A 21,755-nucleotide genomic window follows, 5' to 3' on the forward strand; every position below is an offset into this window, starting at 1 on the left:
TTCAGAAAAATGACTTTTACCAACCGGATTTGGTCTATATAAATTAAGCAGTTTATCCCTTCCTGTTGCCACAAGTAGAACCCATGAATAACTTTTCCGAACCCATAGAAAACCTAGATGCCATAGCGATTGTTGGTATGGCAATTCGCTTCCCCGGGGCCGATTCTGTTGAACAATTTTGGCATAATTTACAACAAGGAGTAGAATCTATCTCCTTTTTCTCCGAAGCTGATATGATTGCAGCGGGGTTAAACCCAGAATTAATCCAGAATCCCCGCTATGTTAAAGCCCGTTCTATCTTAGAAAATGTCGAACAATTTGATGCCAATTTTTTTGGATTTACGCCCCGAGAAGCGGCTATCACGGACCCCCAACATCGCCTGATGCTGGAATGCGCTTGGGAATCCCTAGAAAATGCCGGATATAATAGCGAAACCTACCCCGGACGCATAGGGGTATATGCGGGGATGGGATTAAGCAGTTATTCCTTATTTAATTTATATCCCAACCGGGATTTAATTGAATCCGTGGGAGTATTTCAAACCTTAATTAGCAATGATAAAGATTTTCTGCCCACGCGGATTTCTTATCAATTGAATTTACGGGGTCCTAGCGTTAACGTCCAAACTGCTTGCTCTACCTCCTTAGTGGCTGTGCATATCGCCTGCCAAAGTTTGCTGAATGGGGAATGCGATATGGCTTTAGCAGGGGCAGCCAGCATTCGAGTTCCGCAACAATCGGGTTATTTATATCAAGAAGAAAGTATTCTCTCCCCCGATGGTCATTGTCGGCCTTTTGATGCTAATGCCCAAGGAACTGTATTCGGCAATGGGGCAGGAATTGTTGTCTTAAAACGATTGGAAGATGCTATCGCCGAGGGGGATACAATTCGGGCCATTATTAAAGGGTCGGCCATTAATAATGATGGTCATTTAAAAGTGGGTTATACCGCCCCCAGTGTTGCAGGTCAAGCAGAGGCGATCGCCGAAGCAATGGCGGTGGCTAATGTTAATCCAGAAACCGTCAGTTATATCCAAACCCACGGGACCGCTACCGCCTTGGGAGACCCGATTGAAATCGCCGCCCTCACCCAAGTATTCTCCGGCCATACGGATAAAAAAGCCTGCTGTGCACTGGGTTCAGTTAAGAGTAATATCGGCCATTTGGACACTGCTGCGGGAATTGCTGGATTGATTCAAACGGTTTTAGCCCTCGAACATCAAGCAATTCCACCCAGTTTGCATTTTGAATCCCCTAATCCTCAAATTGACTTTGAGAATAGTCCCTTTTATGTCAATGCCAAACTGTCAGAATGGCCAGCGGGAGAAACCCCCCGTCGGGCGGGAGTCAGTTCTTTTGGCATTGGCGGGACAAACGCTCATATTGTCTTAGAAGAAGCGCCTGTTACTAGCAAAAAAGTACAAAACAGCCGCCAAACTCAACTGTTAGTTATTTCTGCAAAAACTGTATCTGCTTTAGAACAAGCCAGCCAGAATTTAGCGGATTACTTAAAAACCCATTCCGACTGCAATTTAGCCGATGTCGCCTACACCTTACAAGTGGGACGGAGGGGATTTAATTATCGCCGGATGGTCGTTGCTGAAACAGCGGAAGCGGCAGCAATTGCCCTTTCTAGTCGGGAACCCCAATCTGTATTTAGCGGCGAATGTGCCACAGTTAACCCTCCTGTTACGTTTATGTTCCCGGGACAAGGGTCGCAATATGTGAACATGGGACGGGGACTGTATGACAATCAGCCCATTTTTCGGGAATGGGTGGACCGCGCCTGTGAACTGCTGTTACCGCACTTGGGACTAGATTTACGGACGTTACTCTATCCCGAACCCCATGCCGAAGCAGCAGCAACGGAAAAACTGGCACAAACCCAATTCACCCAACCGGCTTTATTTGTCATTGAATACGCTACGGCGCAACTCTGGCAATCGTGGGGAATTCAACCCACTGGGGCGATCGGGCATAGTATCGGGGAATATGTTGCTGCCTGTCTTGCGGGAGTGTTCTCCTTTGAGGATGCCTTAGCGTTAGTGGCAGTCCGAGGACGACTGATGCAGCAATTGCCGGGGGGTTCGATGTTAGCTGTCTGCTTATCAGCGGAGGAAGTGCGAACATACCTGGAGGACAGCCTTTCCCTGGCAACCATCAACAGTCCCTCCCTGTGCGCGGTTTCCGGCAAGACTGAGGCGATCGCCCAATTGGAACGACAACTCACCGCAACCGGCGTCACCTGTCGCCGCCTGCATACCTCTCATGCCTTCCATTCCCCGATGATGGAACCGATTTTAGATGAATTTCGCGATCGCGTCGCCCAAGTGAGACGCAACCCCCCACAACTCCCGTTTATCTCTAACCTCACCGGCACTTGGATCACCCCAGAGGAAGCCATTGACCCCCACTATTGGGCCAATCATTTGCGTCAACCTGTGCAGTTTTCTGATGGAATTGCTGAAGTATTAACCCGCGAAAATTCTATTTTTCTGGAAGTCGGACCGGGACGGACTCTGAGTACCTTAACCCAACAACAAGTTCATCCCAAATCACCCAGAACGATTCTCTGTTCTCTGCGTCATCCCCGGGATGGACAATCGGACTTAGCCTTTCTTTTAGCAACCGCAGGCCGCCTCTGGTTGTCCGGAGTTCAAATGGATTGGATGGCATTTTCTTCTCAAGAAAACCCTCGCCGTATTCCATTACCCACCTATCCTTTTCAGCGTCAGCGCTACTGGATTGATCCACCCCAATTTAACCGACAAAATTCTGCCAGCGAACTGCCCAAATTCCCAGCCAATTTTGAGACAATGCCGGAGGGAGAACCTGATTTTAAAACGGTTCAGAGTTCTAGTTACATTGCTCCCCAAAATGACCTCGAACAAGCCTTAGCTGAAATTTGGCAGGAATTGCTCGGAATCGAGGAAGTCGGGATTAATGATAACTTCTTTGAACTCGGGGGTCATTCCCTGTTGGCAACCCAATTGTTATCTCGAATTGCCACCACATTAGATGTCAAAGTCCCCATGCGGCGGTTAATGGAAACCGCCACCATTGCTGAGTTAGCGGTGGCAATTGAAGAAGAATTGATTGCCGAACTGGAAGGGTTAAGCGAAGAGGAAGCGGAACGATTGCTGCTTCAAGCCTAAAGCCCAAAAGGACAAGGCACTGCCTTGTCCCTGCGAAACTTGTCCTGTTTTATTCCTAAATAATGTCATGTCTGAACCTATCAACGCCGAAAAACGCTCTCAACTCTCTGCCGCTAAACAAGCCTTATTAGCCCAGCGGTTGCGCGGTCAATTGACTGCGGTTAATAAATCAGAAAATCAGGAACGAGAGGCTGCCAAATCCCTGCCTCAAATTGCCCCAAATCCGGAAATGCGGCATCGGCCTTTTCCGTTGACGGATATGCAGCAAGCCTATTGGATTGGCAGAAATAGCTTTTTTGAATCGGGCAATGTGTCGATTCATGCTTATTTTGAAACCGATAGTCAAAATTTAGATTTAGACCGCTTTAATCGGGCATGGCAACGGTTGATTGAGCGTCATGATATGCTCAAGGCAATTGTGCTGCCGGATGGTCAACAGCAAATCTTAGAAAATCTCCCCCCCTACGAGATTAAAGTTGTGGATTTACGGGGCAAATCTGAGGAGGTGATTGCGGCTGAATTGCAAGCAGTGCGCGATCGCCTCTCTCATCAAGTCATTCCCTCGGACCGCTGGCCCTTATACGAAATTTGCGCCTCCCAGCTAGGCGATCGCCACTATCGTCTCCATATCAGTATCGACGGGATATTCTTCGATGCCCGCAGTTACCAAATCTTATCCAAAGAACTGATCCAACTCTACCAAGATCCAGACTGTACACTCCCTCCCCTAGACTTGTCATTTCGAGATTATGTGCAAGGATTGCTAGACCTGCAAACCTCGGAGATTTATCAGAAATCCCTCACTTATTGGCAACAACGCATCCCCACTTTACCCCCGGCCCCAGAACTGCCCCTGGCCAACACTGGCGCAGCGCCCCAGGGTTCCCAGTTTGTGCGCCGTCGGTCCACATTAGATGCAGAGATTTGGCAAAAACTCAAAACCCGGGCGGCGCGAGCAAATGTTACTCCTGCGGGATTGTTACTAGCTGCATACGCGGAAGTTTTGGCAACCTGGAGCAAAAATCCCCGGTTTACGATTAATGTGCCCCGGTTCGATCGCTTTCCCCTCCATCCCCAAGTCACTCACCTGATCGGTGAATTCGCCTCCTTTACCCTGTTGGAGGTGGATTTTTCCGAACCCAACTCCTTTGAAGTGAGGGCAAAGCGCTTACAACAGCAACTCTGGCAAGATTTAGAACATCAATATGTGAGTGGGGTGCGGGTCCTGCGAGAACTGGCAAGGTATCAAGGGAATACTCTGGGAGTCACCATGCCGATTGTGTTTACCAGTTCTCCCCAAGATGTGAACGGGAAGGAAACCACCCCCGTTGATGCCCCGGTAGACTTGGGGGCGATCGCCTATAGTCTGGCTCAAACCCCGCAAGTCTGGCTCGATTTTATGTATCGTGAGAGTAATGGTGCGTTAATTTTTAACTTTGACGCCGTAGAGGATCGATTCGCCCCTGGGGTGGTAGAAGCGATGTTTCAAGCCTATAGTCAGCTACTCAGTCGCCTTGCTGAGGGAGAGGAAGGCTGGCAGGAAATTGGCCAGTCGCTGGTTCCCGAGGAACAACTCCAGCAACGTGCTGCCATCAACGCCACCGATGCCCCCATGCCTGATATAACTCTGTATCAGTTATTTTGCGATCGCGTGCAAGAAGCACCGGAACAAGTTGCCATCACCACCTCCGATTGTACCCTCACTTACGCAGAAGTCTACCAGCGATCGCAACATTTGGGATATCGGTTACGGGAGTTAGGGGCGCGACCCAATACCCTAGTCGCGGTATTCATGGAAAAGGGATGGGAGCAAATCGTCGCTGTATTGGGCATTCTAGCGGCTGGGGCGGCTTATTTACCCCTCGACCCGGAATTACCCCAAGAACGCCTCGACTATCTGTTACAGGATGGGGGAGTGCAGCAGGTACTCACTCAGTCTAAACTTTTAGGGACTCGGGTATTGCCTGCGGGAATTCAGCCGATTTGTGTAGATGGACAAGATTTATCCAGTGCCAATTCTGCACCATTGCCCTCGGTAAATACAGGGGATGACTTAGCTTATGTGATTTATACGTCTGGGTCTACAGGCTTACCGAAAGGGGTGGCAATCGCCCATCGGTCCGTTGTGAATACGGTCATTGCGACAAACCAGCGCTTTGAGATTACTGCCTCCGACCGGGCGATCGCCTTAACCGCCCTACATCATGACCTCTCGGTCTTTGATATCTTCGGCATCCTGGCTGCTGGGGGGACTCTGGTGATTCCCGATGCAGTCCACCGGCGAGATCCAGCCCATTGGTCACAGTTGCTGCAACAGGAACAAGTCACCTTCTGGAACTCTGTTCCCGCCATGATGGAAATGTTACTGGAATATACCCATAACCAGCCGACTCTCACTTTTCCTGACTTACGACTGACGATTTTGGGGGGAGATTGGATACCCGTTGCCCTTCCCAGTCGCCTGAAGGCGGCTGCGCCGAATGTGCAATTAGTCAGTATTGGCGGCCCTACGGAAACCACAATTTGGAACATCTGGTATCCCGTGGAAACCGTCGCCCCGCAACAGAAAAGTATTCCCTATGGCAAACCCATCGCCAATAATCGGTATTACATCTTAAATGATGCTTTAGAAGACCGCCCCGTCTGGGTTCCCGGGCAAATGTATTGCGCCGGGGTTGGACTCGCCCAAGGGTACTGGCGCAATGAAGCAAAGACCCGGGAAAATTTCATCACCCATCCCCGAACCGGCGAACGCCTGTATCGCACAGGGGACATGGGACGTTATTTACCCGATGGCAATATCGAATTTGTGAGCCGTGTAGACTTCCAGGTGAAGATTCGGGGACATCGCATCGAACCCGGAGAAATCGAAGCGACGGTGATGCAACATCCAGCAGTCCGCGCATCGGTGGTTATAGCGGTTGGCAATCAAGCCGATCGCAAGCAATTAGTCGCTTATGTAGTTCCCGAAGATGCGCCTACTCCGGAACTGGCTGAGGAACTGCGCCAGTACCTGAGTGAGAAACTGCCGCCTTATATGGTGCCTGCAACGGTGATGGTCCTAGAGGGGCTACCCTTAACCCCCAATGGCAAGGTCGATCGCCGGGGATTACCCACCCCAGAACATCTGGAACCTGGGAATACTTTTATCCCCCCTCGGACGGCGACTGAGGAACAATTGGCTCAAATTTGGCGCGAGGTGTTGAACTGCGATCGCGTGGGGATTCGAGATAATTTCTTTTTCGATTTGGGCGGACATTCTTTATTAGCCACTCAAGTCATGTCTCGGGTGCGTCAATCTTTTGAAGTTGATGTGCCGTTAATGCACTTTTTTGAAACTCCCACGATTGAGGATTTTTCCTTAATTATTACTCAGAAATTAGCAGAACAAGCCGATAGCGATTTATTGGCGCAAACCCTAGCCGAATTAGAGCAAATCTCTGATGAAGAGGTGCAATTTCTGTTAGCTGCTTCCTAATAAGAACCCGCACCCTAAAGGGTGGGGCTACACAGACAAAGCCCGCCTGCGCGGGCTAACTAGAAAAAGCTAACTTTTAACAGCCGAATTTGGGATTATTACCCAGTTGGGATATTTACAAAAATAAATTATCCCAATTCGATTGAAGAGGTGCAATCTCTGTTAGCTGCTTCCTAGCATAAGAACCCGCACCCTAAAGGGTGGGGCTACACAGACAAAGCCCGCCTGCGCGGGCTAACTAGAAAAAAGCTAACTTTTAACAGCCGAATTTGGGATTATTACCCAGTTGGGATATTTCAAAAAATAAATCATCCCAATTCGGTTGTTAAAAACCTATTGTACTCTTCAGCCTGCGCAGGCAGGCTTCGTCCGTATAGCCCCAGGCTTCAGCCTGCGGGTCTTCCACATACCAGTATTTATCCCCTAAAAATCATGAGTGATATTTCTCAACGCATTGCCTCCCTTTCTCCTGAAAAACGAGCGTTATTGCTGCAACGATTGCAACAGAAAAACCCGGGGACGGCATCAACTAATACGATCGCCTGTCAACCGCGTTCAACAGATACCTTTATCTCCTCCTTCTCCCAAGCGCGGTTGTGGTTTCTCGATCGCCTGGAACCCAACAGTTCGTTTTATAACCTGCCTTACGCCATCCGTCTGACGGGAGTTCTCCATATTCCCGCCTTAGAACAGAGTCTCACTGAAATTGTCAGACGACATGAAGTGATTCGCACCACCTTTAAAGAAGTGGCTGGGGAACCCATGCAAATAATCAACCCCGCGCAACCTGTCACCCTGGCAACGATTGACCTGCGCCAGGTTCCCCCATCGGAACAGGAAGGGGAAGCGTTGCGCCTTGCCACCCGGGAAGCCCAGACCCCTTTTAACCTGACTACCGGACCCTTGCTGCGATCGACGTTATTGCAGCTAGACGATACAGAATATATTGTCTTATTTACCCTCCATCATATCGTCTCCGATGGCTGGTCTACCGGCGTAATTATCCGAGAATTAGCCGCCTTGTATCAAGCCTTCTCCCAAGGCAAACCCTCCCCCCTGCCGGAATTACCCATCCAATACGCTGATTTTGCCGTCTGGCAGCGCGGTTATTTACAAGGTGAGGTGTTGGATGCCCAGTTGTCATACTGGAAACAACACCTGAAAAATGCACCGGCAGCCCTGGATTTACCCGGCGATCGCCCCCGGGTGGCGGTGCAAACCTATCAAGGGGCGACGGAATCAACCCGCCTGTCCAAATCCCTCACGGAAGCCCTGAAAGCCCTTTCCAAAGCCGAAGGGGTCACCTTGTTTATGACCCTGTTGGCGGGGTTTAAAACCTTACTCTACCGTTATTCCGGTCAAGAAAATATAGTGGTAGGTTCACCCATCGCCAACCGTAATCGGGCGGAAATCGAAGATGCAGTCGGCTTTTTTGTCAATTCCCTCGCCCTGCATACGGACCTGGGAGGCAATCCGACGGTTCAAGAATTGCTGCATCGGGTGCGCGATGTATCCCTGGGGGCTTACAGCCATCAGGACCTTCCCTTTGAAAAATTAGTGGAAGAATTACACCCGGAACGAGATTTAAGCCGATCGCCTATTTTTCAGGTGATGTTTGTCTTACAAAATGCACCCACCACCACCCTGGAACTCCCGGGGCTCACCTTACAATCTCTCGCCATTGAACGCGGCACAACTCAATTTGACCTGAGTTTGAGTCTCACTGAATATCCCGAGGGGCTGGCGGCTTCCATTGAGTATAGTACGGATTTGTTTGAACGGGAGAGCATTGTGAGAATGCTCGGGTATTTAAAAACCGTTTTAGAAGCAATGGTGGCGGATCCGACCCGCAGAATTTGTGAGATTTCTTTATTAACCGAGGCGGAACGTCATCAACTCCTGATGGACTGGAGTAATGCCGGACGGTGGCGATCGCAGCCCGAAACCCTGGAAAATTCCTGCATTCATCACTTATTTGAAACCCAGGTGAACCAGTCCCCGGATGTGGTGGCAGTCCAGTATCAAGACGCTCATCTCACTTATCGGGAACTGAACGCCAAAGCCAATCAACTGGCGCATTACTTACAAGGGTTAGGGGTTGGACCGGATAGTTTGGTCGGGTTATGCTGCGATCGCTCCTTAGAAATGCTCGTGGGACTCTTAGGCATTCTCAAAGCAGGCGGTGCCTATTTACCCCTCGACCCTGCCTATCCTCGCGATCGCTTGCAGGGGATGTTAGAAGATGCCGCCGTGCCGATTTTGCTCACCCAGCAGCAGATCCGGGATAAATTTACCCCCTTATCCGCCCAAGCGATTGCCCTAGATGCGGATTGGCAGGCCATTTCTGAATATAGCCCTGAGAATCCTCTCACTGCGGTCACTCCGAACCATTTAGCTTATGTGATTTATACTTCTGGGTCAACCGGCAAACCCAAAGGCGTAGCTGTTCCTCACCGGGCCTTAGTTGCCTATACCCAAGTCGCCCAAACCGAATACGGAATTACCCAGCGCGATCGCTTGTTACAGTTCGCCTCCATCAGTTTCGATACCAGTGCAGAGGAAATCTATCCTAGTCTCACTTGTGGCGCAACCCTGATTCTGCGAACCGAAACGATGATTCAATCCATCGCTGAATTCTTGCACCAGTGCCAGGATTGGGAGATGACGGTGCTGAATCTGCCTACCGCCTACTGGCACGAACTCACCGCACGTCTAGCGGCTGAAAACCTCACTTTGCCCCCAGCGGTGCGAATGGTGATTATTGGCGGTGAGAAAGCCCTTCCCGATCGCCTGAAAACCTGGCAGCAACAAGTCGGCAAAACTGTACAACTCCTGAATACCTACGGACCCACGGAAACCACCATTGTGGCAGCCAAGTGCGATTTGTCCCAGGTAGAGGCTGGTAATGGCCGAGAAGTGCCCATCGGCTATCCCCTCCCCCATACAGAAATCTATGTTCTCGATTCGCACTTGCAACCTGTTCCCATCGGTGTTCCCGGGGAACTGCATATCGGGGGGAAAGGGTTGGCGCGAGGCTATCTCAACCGTCCCGAACTCACAAACGAAAAATTTATTCCCCATCCTTTTAGCACTTCTCCAGGGGACCGCCTCTACAAAACCGGGGATTTAGGGCGATGGCTGCCCGATGGTAAATTGGAGGTAATCGGACGTAGCGATCGCCAAATTAAACTGCGAGGATATCGGATTGAACTGTCGGAAATTGAAGCCACTTTAGCCCAACATCCTGCGGTTTGGGAAAGCGTCGCAGTTTGCCGAGAAGATACCCCCAATCTTCAACAACTCGTGAGTTATTTCGTCCTAAATCCCCAGTTTAATTTGGAGTCTCAAGTCTCTACCCTGATTGAGGAACGCCTTTCCCAATGGCAAGTCGTCCATGATGATGAAAACTTCAATGAAACCGATTCTCAGTGGGATTCCACCTTTAATATTAGTGGCTGGGATAGCAGCTATACCGGCCTACCCATTCCCGAACTGGAAATGCGAGAATGGGTGAACAATACCGTCAGCCGCATTCTGGATTTAAAGCCCAACCGCGTCCTAGAAATTGGATGCGGGACCGGATTAATGCTGTTTAAAATTGCCCCTCACTGTACCCAATATTGGGGCAGTGATTTTTCCCCTGCTTCCCTGAATCATATCCGGCAACAGTTGGCCCAACCTGGTCAAAACTTGCCGCAAGTCAAGCTATTAGAACGGATGGCGGATAATTTTGAGGGCATTGAATCTCAGAGTTTTGATGCGGTCATTATTAACTCCGTTATTCAATATTTTCCCACCGTTGATTATCTGTTACAGGTGATTGAAGGGTCTCTAAATGCCGTCGCCCCGGGTGGGATGATTTTCCTGGGAGACTTGCGAAGCTACCCGCTGTTAGAAGCCTTTAATACCTCGATTGAGCTTTATCAAGCCCCCGCTTCCCTTTCCCTTGAAAAGCTGCAACAGCGTATCAAAAAGCGCCTGATTGAAGAGGAAGAACTGGCAATTTCTCCGGAATTTTTCCGCGCACTGAAGCAGCAGTTTCCCCAAATTAGCCGGGTAGAAATTCAACCCAAACAGGGGATTTATCACAACGAATTGAACAAGTTTCGTTATGATGTCACCCTGCATCTAGGTCCTGAAACTCCGGCAGTTCCTCAGTATTCCGAGTGGGATTGGCAGCAGGAGGGTTTAACCTTGGATTCCCTGCGCGATCGCCTCGATTGCGATCGACCCAATATTCTCGCCCTCCGGAGTATCCCCAACGCCCGGGTTTTAGGGGATATCAAAGCCGTTGAACTCCTTGTCACTTCATCGGACATTCATACCGTTGATGGGTTACAAAAAGCCGTAAAACAGGCCATTTCAGGCATCGGTATCGACCCCGAAAACTTGGCAAAATTAGGGACAGAATTAGGATATTTAACGGTCTTCAGTTGGCTGAATTCCAGTCGTGACGGCAGCTACGATACCCTATTTATCCACCCAAATAACGCCCCCATGATTAAGGGAAGTTGGGGTGATCTCCTCTATGAAAATCACCCCATTTCTATCCAACCTTGGAACCGTTATACCAACAATCCCCTCCAGGGACAACAGCGGCGTCACCTGGTGGGAGAATTGCGCCAATACCTACAACAAAAACTCCCAGAATATGCCGTCCCTTCCGCCTTTGTGATTTTAGAACATCTCCCACTAACTCCCAACGGCAAAGTCGATCGCAAGGCACTCCCGGCCCCAGATACTTCTCGACCGGATATGCAAGGCACATTTGTTGCCCCGCGCACGATTTTAGAAGAGAAAATTGCCGGAATTTGGAGCGAAATTTTAGGGCTAGAAAAAGTCGGCATAGAGGATAACTTCTTCGATTTAGGAGGACATTCTTTACTGATTACCCAACTCTCCTCCCGGGTGCGGGATACTTTTACCGTAGACCTACCTTTGCGGGATTTATTCGCTGTCCCAACTGTCGCCGGATTAGCTCAACAAATTGAACGGGCCACTCAACAAGAGTCCCCAGTAGTCAATATTAGTTTCGTAGATTTTCAAGCAGAAATCGTACTTAATGGCAGTTTTTCTCCCGTTGGTACGTTCCAATTCAATCCCAATCCGGCTCATATTCTCTTAACGGGAGCCACCGGATTTTTAGGGGCATTTTTGCTGGAAGAACTGCTGCAAAAAACCAGCGCAGAAATTTATTGTTTAGTTCGTGCTTCTAATGCAGCAGAAGCGAAAAAACGGATTCAAAGCAATCTCGAAACATATAAATTATGGCGGGATTCCCTAGGGGACCGAATTATTCCCCTCGTCGGTAATTTAGCTAAACCCCGTTTAGGATTATCGGCAGAACAATTCCAGGCCCTTGCTCATCAAATTGATGTGATTTATCATAATGGCGCATTGGTCAATTTCACCTATCCTTACTCAGCAGTAAAAGCAGCTAACGTGGAAAGCACCCTGGATCTGTTGAAATTAGCCAATCAAATTAAGCTCAAACCGCTGCATTTTATTTCTACGGTGGGATTGTTTGATTCAACAGCAACAGAAGACGATGAACTGGCAAATATAGACCATTTAGAGGGAGGTTACATTCAGAGTAAATGGGTAGCGGAAAAACTGTTAATGGCGGCACGCGATCGCGGGTTCCCCATTAACATTTATCGACCCGGACGGATTACGGGTCATAGTCAAACCGGCGCTTGCAATATCAATGATTTTGTCCATCGGATTATCGGAGGTTGTATCCAACTGGGAAGTGCTCCAAACTGGAATACAGAAGTGGAAATGGTGCCCGTGGACTATGTGAGTCGGGCGATTGTTCACCTCTCTCAACAACCGGAATCTATGGGGAAAAACTTCCATCTGGTCAATTCCCAAACCTTGCCTTGGGGTGAATTTGTCTCCTGGGTGCGATCGCAGGGTTATCCCTTAGAACCCGTAACTTATCCCCAATGGCGGGAACAGTTGCATCAACAGGCAGCAAATTCCACCGATAATGCACTCTATCCCCTGCTGTCGGTATTCTCTGATAGCGGAAGCGGCGATCGCACTGCCACTTCCTCTCCCTTGGAAATCGGCGATCGCAATACCCAAACTGCACTGCAAGGAACGGATATTACCTGTCCTCCCGTGGGTGAAAAATTGCTAATCACTTACTTCAGCTATTTGGTCCGTTCGGGTTATTTACCAAACGCTCAAAAACCAGCGCGAGTTTAACCAGTCACCTCATTCTTCAACCAACCAGCGGGATGTAATTTTCGCTGGTTATCCCCCTTAAACTATCCTATCTACACCATCATGAACGAACAACAACAGTATCTAAGAAACTTCGCTCACAACTACATTCAGCGCACCCATACCTCCAAAAAAATGGCCCAAACCTATCGCCCAGTTTTAGCCGATATTCGGGCCGGGGGTCAGTTTCCCATGCCGTTTAAAGAAATCTTTTATCCGATTGTCGCTAAACGGTCCCAAGGTTCTCGGATTTGGGATGTAGATGACAATGAATATGTAGACCTAACAATGGGATTTGGGGTGAATTTATTCGGTCACAATCCTCCCTTTATCCAATCCGCTATTCAAGAACAACTCGCTAAAGGAATACAACTTGGTCCTCAATCTGAAGATGCGGGAATCGTGGCGGAAATGATTGCCGAAATGACCCAAACCGAACGAGTTGCTTTTAGTAATACCGGCACCGAAGCTGTCATGACTGCTATTCGGTTAGCCCGATCGCAAACAGGACGTCCTAAAATTGCCCTGTTTTCCGGTTCCTATCATGGTCATTTTGATGGCACGCTTGCTGTTGCTTCCCCAGATTCTCCCCCTCATGCGGCCCCCCTCTCTCCTGGCATCCTTTCTAACTTTATCTCGGATGTTTTAGTCTTGGAATATGACCATCCCGACTCCTTAGAAATCATCAAAAATCACGCTCACGAATTAGCCGCTGTTCTCGTCGAACCCGTCCAAAGTCGCCGTCCCGAATTGCAACCCAAAGCCTTTTTACAACAACTCCGCCAAGTGACCCAAGAGGCAGAAATTGCCTTAATTTTTGATGAAATGGTCACCGGATTTCGGATTCACCCCGGCGGTGCCCAAGCCTGGTTTGGAGTTCAAGCAGATATCGCCACTTATGGTAAAATAGTAGGGGGAGGAATGCCGATTGGAATTATTGCCGGAAAAGCCGAGTATCTGGACCGAATTGATGGGGGAACCTGGAACTATGGCGATGATTCCTATCCATCCGTAGAACCCACCTTTTTTGCCGGGACCTTTTGCAAACATCCCCTGGCGATCGCAGCAGCAAAAGCAGTCTTAACCCATCTCAAAGCAGAAGGGTCAGCCCTTCAGGACCGTTTAAATCAACGCACTGCGGACTTTGTTGCTGAATTAAATGCCTACTTTATCAAGGATGCCGTCCCCATTCGGATGACCAATTTTGGCTCGCTTTTTGGCCCAGTTTCCGGCGGAAACACAACCAATTCAGGACCTTCAATGGCGATGCAATTACTCACTTATCACCTATTTTCTCACGGGGTGATGATTCGCGGTGGCAATGGATTCTTATCCACTGCCCATAGTGATGATGATGTACAATTTATCATCACTGCCGTTAAAAATAGTGTCACTCAATTGCAAGAAGGTGGTTTTTTACCGACACCGGCAGAGAATCCTTCTGAGTTGACTGCTATCGGTTAAAATTCATGGGGACAAGGCACTGCCTTGTCCCTATACAAAGTTAACTGGAGACTTTATCTGTACAAATGAATCGAACCATTGCTAATCCTTGGATTCCCTATTTTAAACCGAATTTTCATGCTAATTTCCGCTTATTTTGCTTTCCCTACGCCGGGGCGGGTGCTTCTATTTTTTGTCCCTGGACGGCTCAATTAGCACCGGATATTGAAGTGATTCCTGTGCAATTTCCTGGACGAGAAAATCGCCTTAGTGACCCTCTGTTTACCCAGATTTCCCCTTTGATAGAAACCCTCAGCTATCACTTACTTCCCTATTGCGATCGCCCCTTTGCATTGTTCGGGCATAGTGTCGGTGCATTAGTGGCATTTGAGTGGGCCCGTTATCTGCGTCGTCATAACTATCCGCAACCCGTACATCTATTTGTTTCTGGTCGTGAAGCGCCTCATCGTGGTCCTGCTTCACCTCCCATTCATCCACTGCCCGAACCCGAATTTATTGCAGAATTACGGCGATACAATGGGATGCCCGATACCCTGCTGCAAAATCCCGAACTCATGGAATTATTTTTACCCATTCTCCGGGCAGATTTAGCCATCAATGAAACCTATCATTACCATGCCGAACCCCCATTAAATTATCCCATTTCGGCCTTTGCCGGATTAAAAGATTCTGAAGCAACTCCGGAAGAAATTTCGCATTGGAGTCAAGAAACCTGTCAGAAATTTACCTTAAAAATCTTCCCCGGTGACCACTTCTTTATCAAGTCTGAACCCCTGCCGGTTTTAGCTACTATTTCTGAACAAATCACCGGATTAGGAATAACTCGTTTAGGCAGATAGAGGGTGCAGGACGCTCTTTTAGAGTGGATTAATTTTAGCTGTGGGTTTTTATAGATTAGCCCTGTTAAGGTGTATTTGTAGGGGCGCAATGTGCAGGCCCCTGTAGAGGCGATTCGCGAATCGCCTCTACATTTTGCACCAGCAACTAGCCCTGTAAACTATTTGTAGGGGCGCAATGTGCAGGCCCCTACAAAGGGTTCCGGGCATCGAAGCCCCTACAAGAAATCACGATTTTTCGTTATTAAATTGACCACCTTGACAGGTCTAGTTTTTATAGATTCACTTGATACTCTAAATGATTAAGAATATCCGATCGCAATCGCCAAACCGGACGCAATTGTTGGTTCGCAAATAAGGTAAATTGATCCGTTCTATGGGGGGAATCTGGTTGACTAGAATTCCCATAACTTAACACCGCCTTAGCTTGAACTGAGTCGCCAAATTCGACTGCCGCAATATAGGAATCCCCACCCACTGCTGCAAATCGTCCATCTTCCGCTTCCTCAAACCAGATGTTTCGGAACAGTCCCAGAAAGCTGTATCCGCCATTGGCAGGCAAGTCTAACTCATCCAAACGAAAGCGAAATACTTCTCCCCAAGGTATATCTAATCTCCCGAGGCGATCGCTCATTTCTTGGGCAACTGCTTCTAGGACCTCAACCGCCCAGTCGCGATCGGCGAGTCCCGTGGGGGTACTCAGGGGTTGATCCGGATTCCAGGGGGTAGCAAAGAGTTCGGAAAGTTCCATTTCGCCGACCCACAGGGCAAATAAAACCGCCCCCTGACTCTCGCTATTGGCATGACGATCCCAACGACTAAACAGTTCTGCCGCTTGATGTGCTAAGTCTGAATCACTCTCTCTCGCCGCATCAATCAAGTCATCCAGGATGCGATCGGCCAGTTCCATGCGGGTAGAATGTTTGTATTCTATCAGGCGATCAACGGTCATTTTCTCACGTTCAGTAATCATTCGCACCGATCGCTGTGCTCTAAAGGACAGTTCTGAGGGCGCAATATAGGAGGGATAGTCTGACGGTGCGATCGCCCGGGGAAAGGTTGTACTCCAGGGCGGATCATTGGCATTTTGTAACCATCCTGTTGGGGGGTCAAGGAGGCGCGGAAGGTCTTGATAGGGGTGAATTTGCGTCCATAAGGTGGCCGAAGTATCCCCCGGAAGAATCTCCCATCCCTCCTCAAAAGTGCCGCCCGAACGCACGGGAACCTGACCATTATACAGGTGCAGAATATGTCCCTGGCGATCGCCATAAATGACGGTAAACATGGGAATTTGCAAGGGTTTTAAGGCCGCTTCAAACCCGGCGAGGTCGGTAGCAGTTGCCATAGTCCACCATTCCTCTAGCGCGCCAGGTGCATCCAATCCCACCACCCGCAGGGCGATCGCCTTGCCCTCGGATTCTTCTACAATCGGTCCATGTATAGACTGTTTGACTTCAAGAGGAACGTTCACCTGCGATCCATCTTCCTGTTTGACTGACAGGATTTTTTCCTGGATGTCAAAGTTTCGCACTTCTCCATCAAACTGATAACCCTGTTCTTTTAGGGTGAGTTCGTATAAATCCCAGCCTTTGTGGGTATTCACTGTATGCGCCCACCCTATTTCATCGTTAAATGCCATACTGAGTACGGGAATGCCCACCAGGGCGACCCCAGAGGCATTGATTCCCGGGGCGTTGAGTTGAGCTTCATACCAGTGATACAAGTCGGACCAGGGCAGATGGGGGTTGATTAAGAGCAATGTATGACCACTTTGCGATCGCCTTGGTGCGATCGCCCAGGCATTGGAACCGGGAGTTTCTTCGGGGTTGGTTAGCCGTTCTCTCACTTCTTGGGGATTGACAACAAAAGTAAAATTCAAAACCTGCTGAAGATGGGCCAAAATATCCACTCCCGTCACGGGTAGCACCACTTTGACTGCTTCATCAAGGCAGTCGCCCTGTTGTGCCGCGTAGGCATTAATTCCCTCCGCAAAGGCATCGAGATAGGTGCGAAATACCGGGGTTTGCGCGGCATACCAGTCTGGGGCGCGGTCCGGAACTCCCATTGTATGTATCCAGCGATCGCGCTCTAAGTAGTCTTCTCCCCAATATTCTGCCCCACGTCCTCGGGCTTGACCATATAATCGTAACAATAAGTTGCCATGACTCTGCATTTGCGCCCAACCGAAAGCATAAAATAAGTCTGGGTTATTCTGGGCAAAAATGTGGGGAATGCCATAGCTATCCCACAGAATTTCTGTGGAATTGTTCTCCGTTGCTGGGGTGGTAGAATTAATTGTCATTACAAAAATTAAACTGAATAAAAAAGCCAAAACTTGGCTAAGTTTTCGCCGTAAATGCCGCCGATTCCGATTATCCATTAACCTCGCTAGATTGACTCAAAATTTTTACCAGCCTTAATATTATTGAGAAAAATTTTCATCAGCTAAGTTAATTTAGCCTAACCCGCCTGCCCCTGTCAAGCCGTTATTGGCAAAAATTTTCTATAAGCCCAGGAAGCCCCACCGTGCTATCTGGGGGAAAATTCCGGGTCAAGCCTTGATTTAGGGGGTTTTTGCCTGGGTTTTTAGGAACCTTGGCCCTAGCACTGTTGGAATTCTGAGAGTTGGGGGGTGATAGAACGGTCTCAACTGTCTATGTAATTTTTGATAATATTTAGCAATATGAACGTTTGTAGTCACCCCTTTAGGGATGCCATGAAGATGACTCGGTGAAGGAGTCACTACGAACGTTTGTAGTCACCCCTTTAGGGGTGACATTTTTTTGACTCGCTGAAGGAGTCACTACGAACGTTTGCTATAGATGCACCGTTTCTCGGGTCAGTTATTACTTTATTCCTCTAGCGCATATTGCTTGAGTTCCTCTTCTGAGACATACTCCAAAGCGGATATGTGAGTGGCAGCGAGGACAACGGGGGGTGCGACTCCGGCATCAAGGGCTTCTTTCCAGCGAGAGGCGCACAAACACCAGCGATCGCCAGGTTTTAAGCCCGGAAAATTAAACAGGGGAACCGGGGAACTCAAATCATTTCCCCGCAGTTTGGTGAAGGTGAGAAACTCTTGGGTGACTTGTGCACAAACGACATGAGCACCGTAGTCTCCGCCTCCGGTGTTACATTTTCCATCTCGATAATATCCGGTCATCGGGGAGGTGCAGCAATTTTCCAGTTTTCCCCCCAGTACATTGGTTGCTTCCGTCACGAGTGCCTATTCTCCATTTGATGTAAATTGCTTCCTAGAATAGCCGGATTACCTGACCGTTGACAAGGGTTCCGGTTATTGAAATGATAAAGGTTTATGATTCTTCTAAAGAAGCTTGATAGAGACTGTGCAGTAAATTCTCTAGTTTTTCTTCGGGACAGCACTCAATGATCGCCTCATAAACATCCCATAATTTAGCGGCGGTTTCTCCCAGGGTGGGACTCATCTCCCAGACATCTTGCACCCATTCTCGGGGATGTTCTTCGTCAAAAATTAGCCGTTCTAATAACTGTTTGGCTTCAGTTCTAGTAATTGCCATGAAGGTTCGAGGGATAAACAACAATCCTGATAATGAAGTCTAATTTTAGCATGGTTTTACCCAGCAGTCGCCTCCGGTTTCCCGGGAATTTTTTCACCAGATTTTATTCAAATTCAAGACAAACCCGGGTAAGATGTCTTCCCCAGATAGGGAGTTGGGCGAGACCAATATTTCTACATTCTGCTTGGGTCGATAGATTTCTACTTGCTTGCGGATCGGATCGATTAACCAGCATAGTTGCACGTCATTGTCAATATATTCCTGCATCTTTTCTCGCAGTTTTTCCAGAGAGTCATTACCCGATCGCAACTCGATGACAAAATCAGGAGAGAGGCGGGAAAAGGTTTGCTGTTCTTCTGGAGTTAGAGTCTGCCATCGCCGATCGCTCACCCAGGTGGCATCGGGCGATCGCACTGCACCATTGGGTAAGGTAAACCCGGTGGAAGAATCAAATCCTTTGCCTAATCCGCTGTTCTCAATCCAGATTCCCAGTTGGACGATCAGTCCGAAATTTTGATTCCCCGTCCAAGGAGTTGTGGGTGGCATGACGATCAGTTCTCCGGTGGCCGTTCTTTCTAACTGTAACTCTTGATTCGCTTGACAAATTTCCTCAAATTTTTCTGGGGTCAGGTGAGGAATCTTGAGGCTAATGGTATTCATAGAGAAGATATCCTGAGTTGTTTTTCAGTGCTCATTTCATGATTTCATGATTTGAATTATCCGGCAGTTAAGGTTAGGCGGATGGAGTTTTCCATCCGCTTAACCTGGATTGGATCAGGAATGACCGACGAGTTTATCTCGCAGCTTCTTAATACGATCGCGAAATTTGGCCGCCTCCTCAAATTCCAGCTTTTTGGCCGCCTCTTTCATCTGGAGTTCCAGTTTAGAAATCGCTTCTGGAATATCTTCTAAGGGCAATTCCTGAAGGGCGAGGGTGAGGGAATCCACTCCATCGGCTGCGGCAGCATTTAAGCGGCGCGAAACGTCTAAAAAGGCCAAAATGGCATTACTGGATTTCTTGATAATCGTTGTGGGGGTAATGCCATGCATCTGATTGTAAGCCATCTGTATTCCGCGACGGCGATCGGTTTCTTCGATCGCCAAGGTCATGCTGTCAGTCATGTTATCCGCATAAATGATCGCTTGTCCCCGGATATGACGGGCGGCGCGTCCGATGGTTTGGACCAGGGACCGATGCGATCGCAAAAATCCTTCTTTATCCCCATCTAAAATCGCCACGAGAGACACCTCCGGTAAGTCTAATCCCTCCCGTAACAAGTTGACCCCAATCAATACATCAAACTCCCCTTCCCGCAAGTCCTGGAGAATCTCAATCCGTTGGATGGAATTAATATCCGAGTGCAGATAACGCACCCGAATTCCCCGGTCCTGGAAATACTCCGTGAGGTCTTCCGCCATGCGTTTGGTTAAGGTGGTAATCAGAACCCGTTCGTTGCGTTTCACTCGGTCTTTAATCTCACCTAACAAGTCATCCACTTGACCCTCCGTAGGACGGACATAGATTTCTGGGTCTACCACTCCGGTGGGTCGGATAATCTGTTCGATGACTTCTCCCGCAGATTGTTCGATTTCCCAGTCCCCTGGGGTGGCGGAGACGAAGATACATTGATTCATCTTGGCCCAAAATTCCTCTGCTTTTAAGGGTCGGTTATCGGCAGCAGAGGGGAGACGAAATCCATGTTCGATTAAGACCAATTTGCGGGCGCGATCGCCATTGTACATTCCCCGAATTTGCGGGACGGTGACGTGAGATTCATCCACCACCAATAACCAATCTTTGGGGAAATAATCCAGTAAACATTCTGGGGGGTCTCCCGCTTCCCGTCCGGCCATGTGGCGGGAATAGTTTTCTACGCCGTTGCAATATCCCACTTCTCGCAGCAATTCTAGGTCATAGCGAGTCCGTTGTTCTATCCGTTGTGCTTCGACTAATTTTCCCGCTTTTTCCAGTTCCTGGAGGCGGTCTTCTAGTTCCAGTTCGATCGCCTGACAAGCTGCTTCCAAACGGTCATCGGGGGTAACAAAGTGACGCGCTGGATAGATACTTAATGTATCCAAACTGGCGAGAATACTGCCGGTAACTGGATCAACGTAGCGGATGGCCTCGATTTCATCTCCGAAGAACTCGACGCGGACGATCCGGTCTTCATAGGCGGGTCCGATTTCTAGGACATCCCCTTTGACCCGGAAGCGTCCGCGACCCATTTCTACATCATTGCGATGATATTGGATTCCAGCAAGGTCGCGCAAGAGTTGTCGGGGTTCGAGTTCTTGTCCGACTTGTAAGGGAATGGCGGCGTTGAGGTATTCCGTCGGCATTCCTAACCCGTAAATGCAGCTAATCGAGGCGACGACAATCACATCCCGGCGTTCAAAGAGCGATCGCGTGGCGGAATGGCGCAGCATATCGATTTCATCGTTAATCGAGGAGGTTTTTTCGATATAGGTATCGGTGACGGCGATATACGCTTCCGGTTGATAGTAGTCGTAATAGCTGATAAAGTATTCAACGGCATTATGGGGAAAAAATTGCCGCAATTCGTTACAAAGTTGGGCGGCGAGGGTTTTATTATGGGCCAGGACAAGGGTGGGTTTCCCCACTTGTGCGATGGTGGAGGCAATGGTAAAGGTTTTGCCGGTTCCCGTGGCACCTAAGAGGGTTTGGAAGGGTTTTTCCCCTTGGATACCTTGAACCAGTTTGGCGATCGCTTGGGGTTGGTCCCCTGTCGGTTGATAAGGCGCTTCCAGACGAAAGGGTTGCATAGTCGGATTGAGGATGAGTTCTTTTCCTATTGTAGAAGGTTGTGGAGGGAAATATAGCGTTTCCCACAGTTATTCGCGTACATTTTGGGAGTGCGTTCGCGGATCCGGTGAGGAGTGCGAACGCACTCCTCTAAGGGAACTCCAAAAAATAAAACCTTCAAAAAACCCGCAGGCTCAAGCCTGGGGCTACACGGACAAAGCGGTGCCTGCGCGGGCTAAAAGAGCCTTGTTAGGTGCGATCGCATCAAAGCAAGGATGATTTATTTGT

General features: G+C 48.9%; 11 protein-coding genes. 6 read left to right on the forward strand and 5 right to left on the reverse strand.

Annotated features, from left to right (window positions below):
- The first annotated feature begins 83 nt into the window (after positions 1-83).
- From NG833_RS08825 to NG833_RS08845, 5 genes are all read left to right on the forward strand, one after another.
- Positions 84-3,155 carry a type I polyketide synthase gene (locus NG833_RS08825; RefSeq protein WP_254564924.1) on the forward strand — a complete coding sequence of 1,024 codons (3,072 nt, stop codon included), beginning with the start codon at positions 84-86 and terminating at the stop codon, positions 3,153-3,155.
- A 67-nt stretch (positions 3,156-3,222) separates the two neighbouring features.
- The gene (locus tag NG833_RS08830) at positions 3,223-6,633 is read left to right on the forward strand and encodes an amino acid adenylation domain-containing protein (RefSeq protein WP_254564925.1); all 3,411 of its coding nucleotides are present in this window, start codon (positions 3,223-3,225) and stop codon (positions 6,631-6,633) included.
- 432 nt (positions 6,634-7,065) lie between these two features.
- Positions 7,066-12,846 carry a non-ribosomal peptide synthetase gene (locus NG833_RS08835; protein WP_254564926.1) on the forward strand — a complete coding sequence of 1,927 codons (5,781 nt, stop codon included), beginning with the start codon at positions 7,066-7,068 and terminating at the stop codon, positions 12,844-12,846.
- A gap of 81 nt (positions 12,847-12,927) precedes the next feature.
- Positions 12,928-14,328 (forward strand): aspartate aminotransferase family protein, encoded by a 1,401-nt coding sequence (locus NG833_RS08840; protein ID WP_254564927.1) that lies wholly within the window; start codon positions 12,928-12,930, stop codon positions 14,326-14,328.
- Positions 14,329-14,393: 65 nt separating this feature from the next.
- Positions 14,394-15,167: a thioesterase II family protein gene (locus NG833_RS08845; protein WP_254564928.1), complete on the forward strand. Its 774-nt coding sequence runs from the start codon at positions 14,394-14,396 to the stop codon at positions 15,165-15,167.
- A gap of 271 nt (positions 15,168-15,438) precedes the next feature.
- On the opposite strand, the gene NG833_RS08850 is transcribed toward NG833_RS08845, so the two are convergent.
- The 5 genes from NG833_RS08850 to uvrB all read right to left on the reverse strand — a co-directional run bounded on the left by NG833_RS08850 (position 15,439) and on the right by uvrB (position 21,487).
- Entirely contained in the window at positions 15,439-17,466 is a 2,028-nt protein-coding gene (locus NG833_RS08850; protein ID WP_254564929.1) for an acylase, read from the reverse strand.
- Between the two features lie 549 nt (positions 17,467-18,015).
- Entirely contained in the window at positions 18,016-18,384 is a 369-nt protein-coding gene (locus tag NG833_RS08855) for a DUF2237 family protein (RefSeq protein WP_254564930.1), read from the reverse strand.
- Positions 18,385-18,478: 94 nt separating this feature from the next.
- Complete coding sequence (locus NG833_RS08860) at positions 18,479-18,703, reverse strand: hypothetical protein (RefSeq protein ID WP_254564931.1); 225 nt, start codon at positions 18,701-18,703, stop codon at positions 18,479-18,481.
- A gap of 93 nt (positions 18,704-18,796) precedes the next feature.
- Positions 18,797-19,363 carry a Uma2 family endonuclease gene (locus NG833_RS08865; protein WP_254564932.1) on the reverse strand — a complete coding sequence of 189 codons (567 nt, stop codon included), beginning with the start codon at positions 19,361-19,363 and terminating at the stop codon, positions 18,797-18,799.
- 114 nt (positions 19,364-19,477) lie between these two features.
- Positions 19,478-21,487, reverse strand: a complete 2,010-nt coding sequence (gene uvrB, locus NG833_RS08870; RefSeq protein ID WP_254564933.1) for an excinuclease ABC subunit UvrB — start codon at positions 21,485-21,487, stop codon at positions 19,478-19,480.
- A gap of 13 nt (positions 21,488-21,500) precedes the next feature.
- On the opposite strand from uvrB, the gene NG833_RS08875 reads away from it, so the two are divergent.
- On the forward strand, positions 21,501-21,746 hold the full coding sequence (locus NG833_RS08875; protein WP_254564934.1) for a hypothetical protein: 246 nt from the start codon (positions 21,501-21,503) through the stop codon (positions 21,744-21,746).
- Positions 21,747-21,755 lie beyond the last annotated feature (9 nt).

Source organism: Oscillatoria sp. HE19RPO (genome assembly GCF_024220515.1).
Lineage (GTDB): Bacteria > Cyanobacteriota > Cyanobacteriia > Cyanobacteriales > Laspinemataceae > Laspinema.

Excerpts from the sequence above, each read along its gene's own strand:
- NG833_RS08825 (WP_254564924.1), top strand. The coding sequence starts at position 84 with ATGAATAACTTTTCCGAACCCATAGAAAACCTAGATGCCATAGCGATT.
- NG833_RS08830 (WP_254564925.1), top strand. The coding sequence starts at position 3,223 with ATGTCTGAACCTATCAACGCCGAAAAACGCTCTCAACTCTCTGCCGCT.
- NG833_RS08835 (WP_254564926.1), top strand. The coding sequence starts at position 7,066 with ATGAGTGATATTTCTCAACGCATTGCCTCCCTTTCTCCTGAAAAACGA.
- NG833_RS08840 (WP_254564927.1), top strand. The coding sequence starts at position 12,928 with ATGAACGAACAACAACAGTATCTAAGAAACTTCGCTCACAACTACATT.
- NG833_RS08845 (WP_254564928.1), top strand. The coding sequence starts at position 14,394 with ATGAATCGAACCATTGCTAATCCTTGGATTCCCTATTTTAAACCGAAT.
- NG833_RS08850 (WP_254564929.1), bottom strand. The coding sequence starts at position 17,466 with ATGACAATTAATTCTACCACCCCAGCAACGGAGAACAATTCCACAGAA.
- NG833_RS08860 (WP_254564931.1), bottom strand. The coding sequence starts at position 18,703 with ATGGCAATTACTAGAACTGAAGCCAAACAGTTATTAGAACGGCTAATT.
- NG833_RS08865 (WP_254564932.1), bottom strand. The coding sequence starts at position 19,363 with ATGAATACCATTAGCCTCAAGATTCCTCACCTGACCCCAGAAAAATTT.
- uvrB (WP_254564933.1), bottom strand. The coding sequence starts at position 21,487 with ATGCAACCCTTTCGTCTGGAAGCGCCTTATCAACCGACAGGGGACCAA.
- NG833_RS08875 (WP_254564934.1), top strand. The coding sequence starts at position 21,501 with ATGAGTTCTTTTCCTATTGTAGAAGGTTGTGGAGGGAAATATAGCGTT.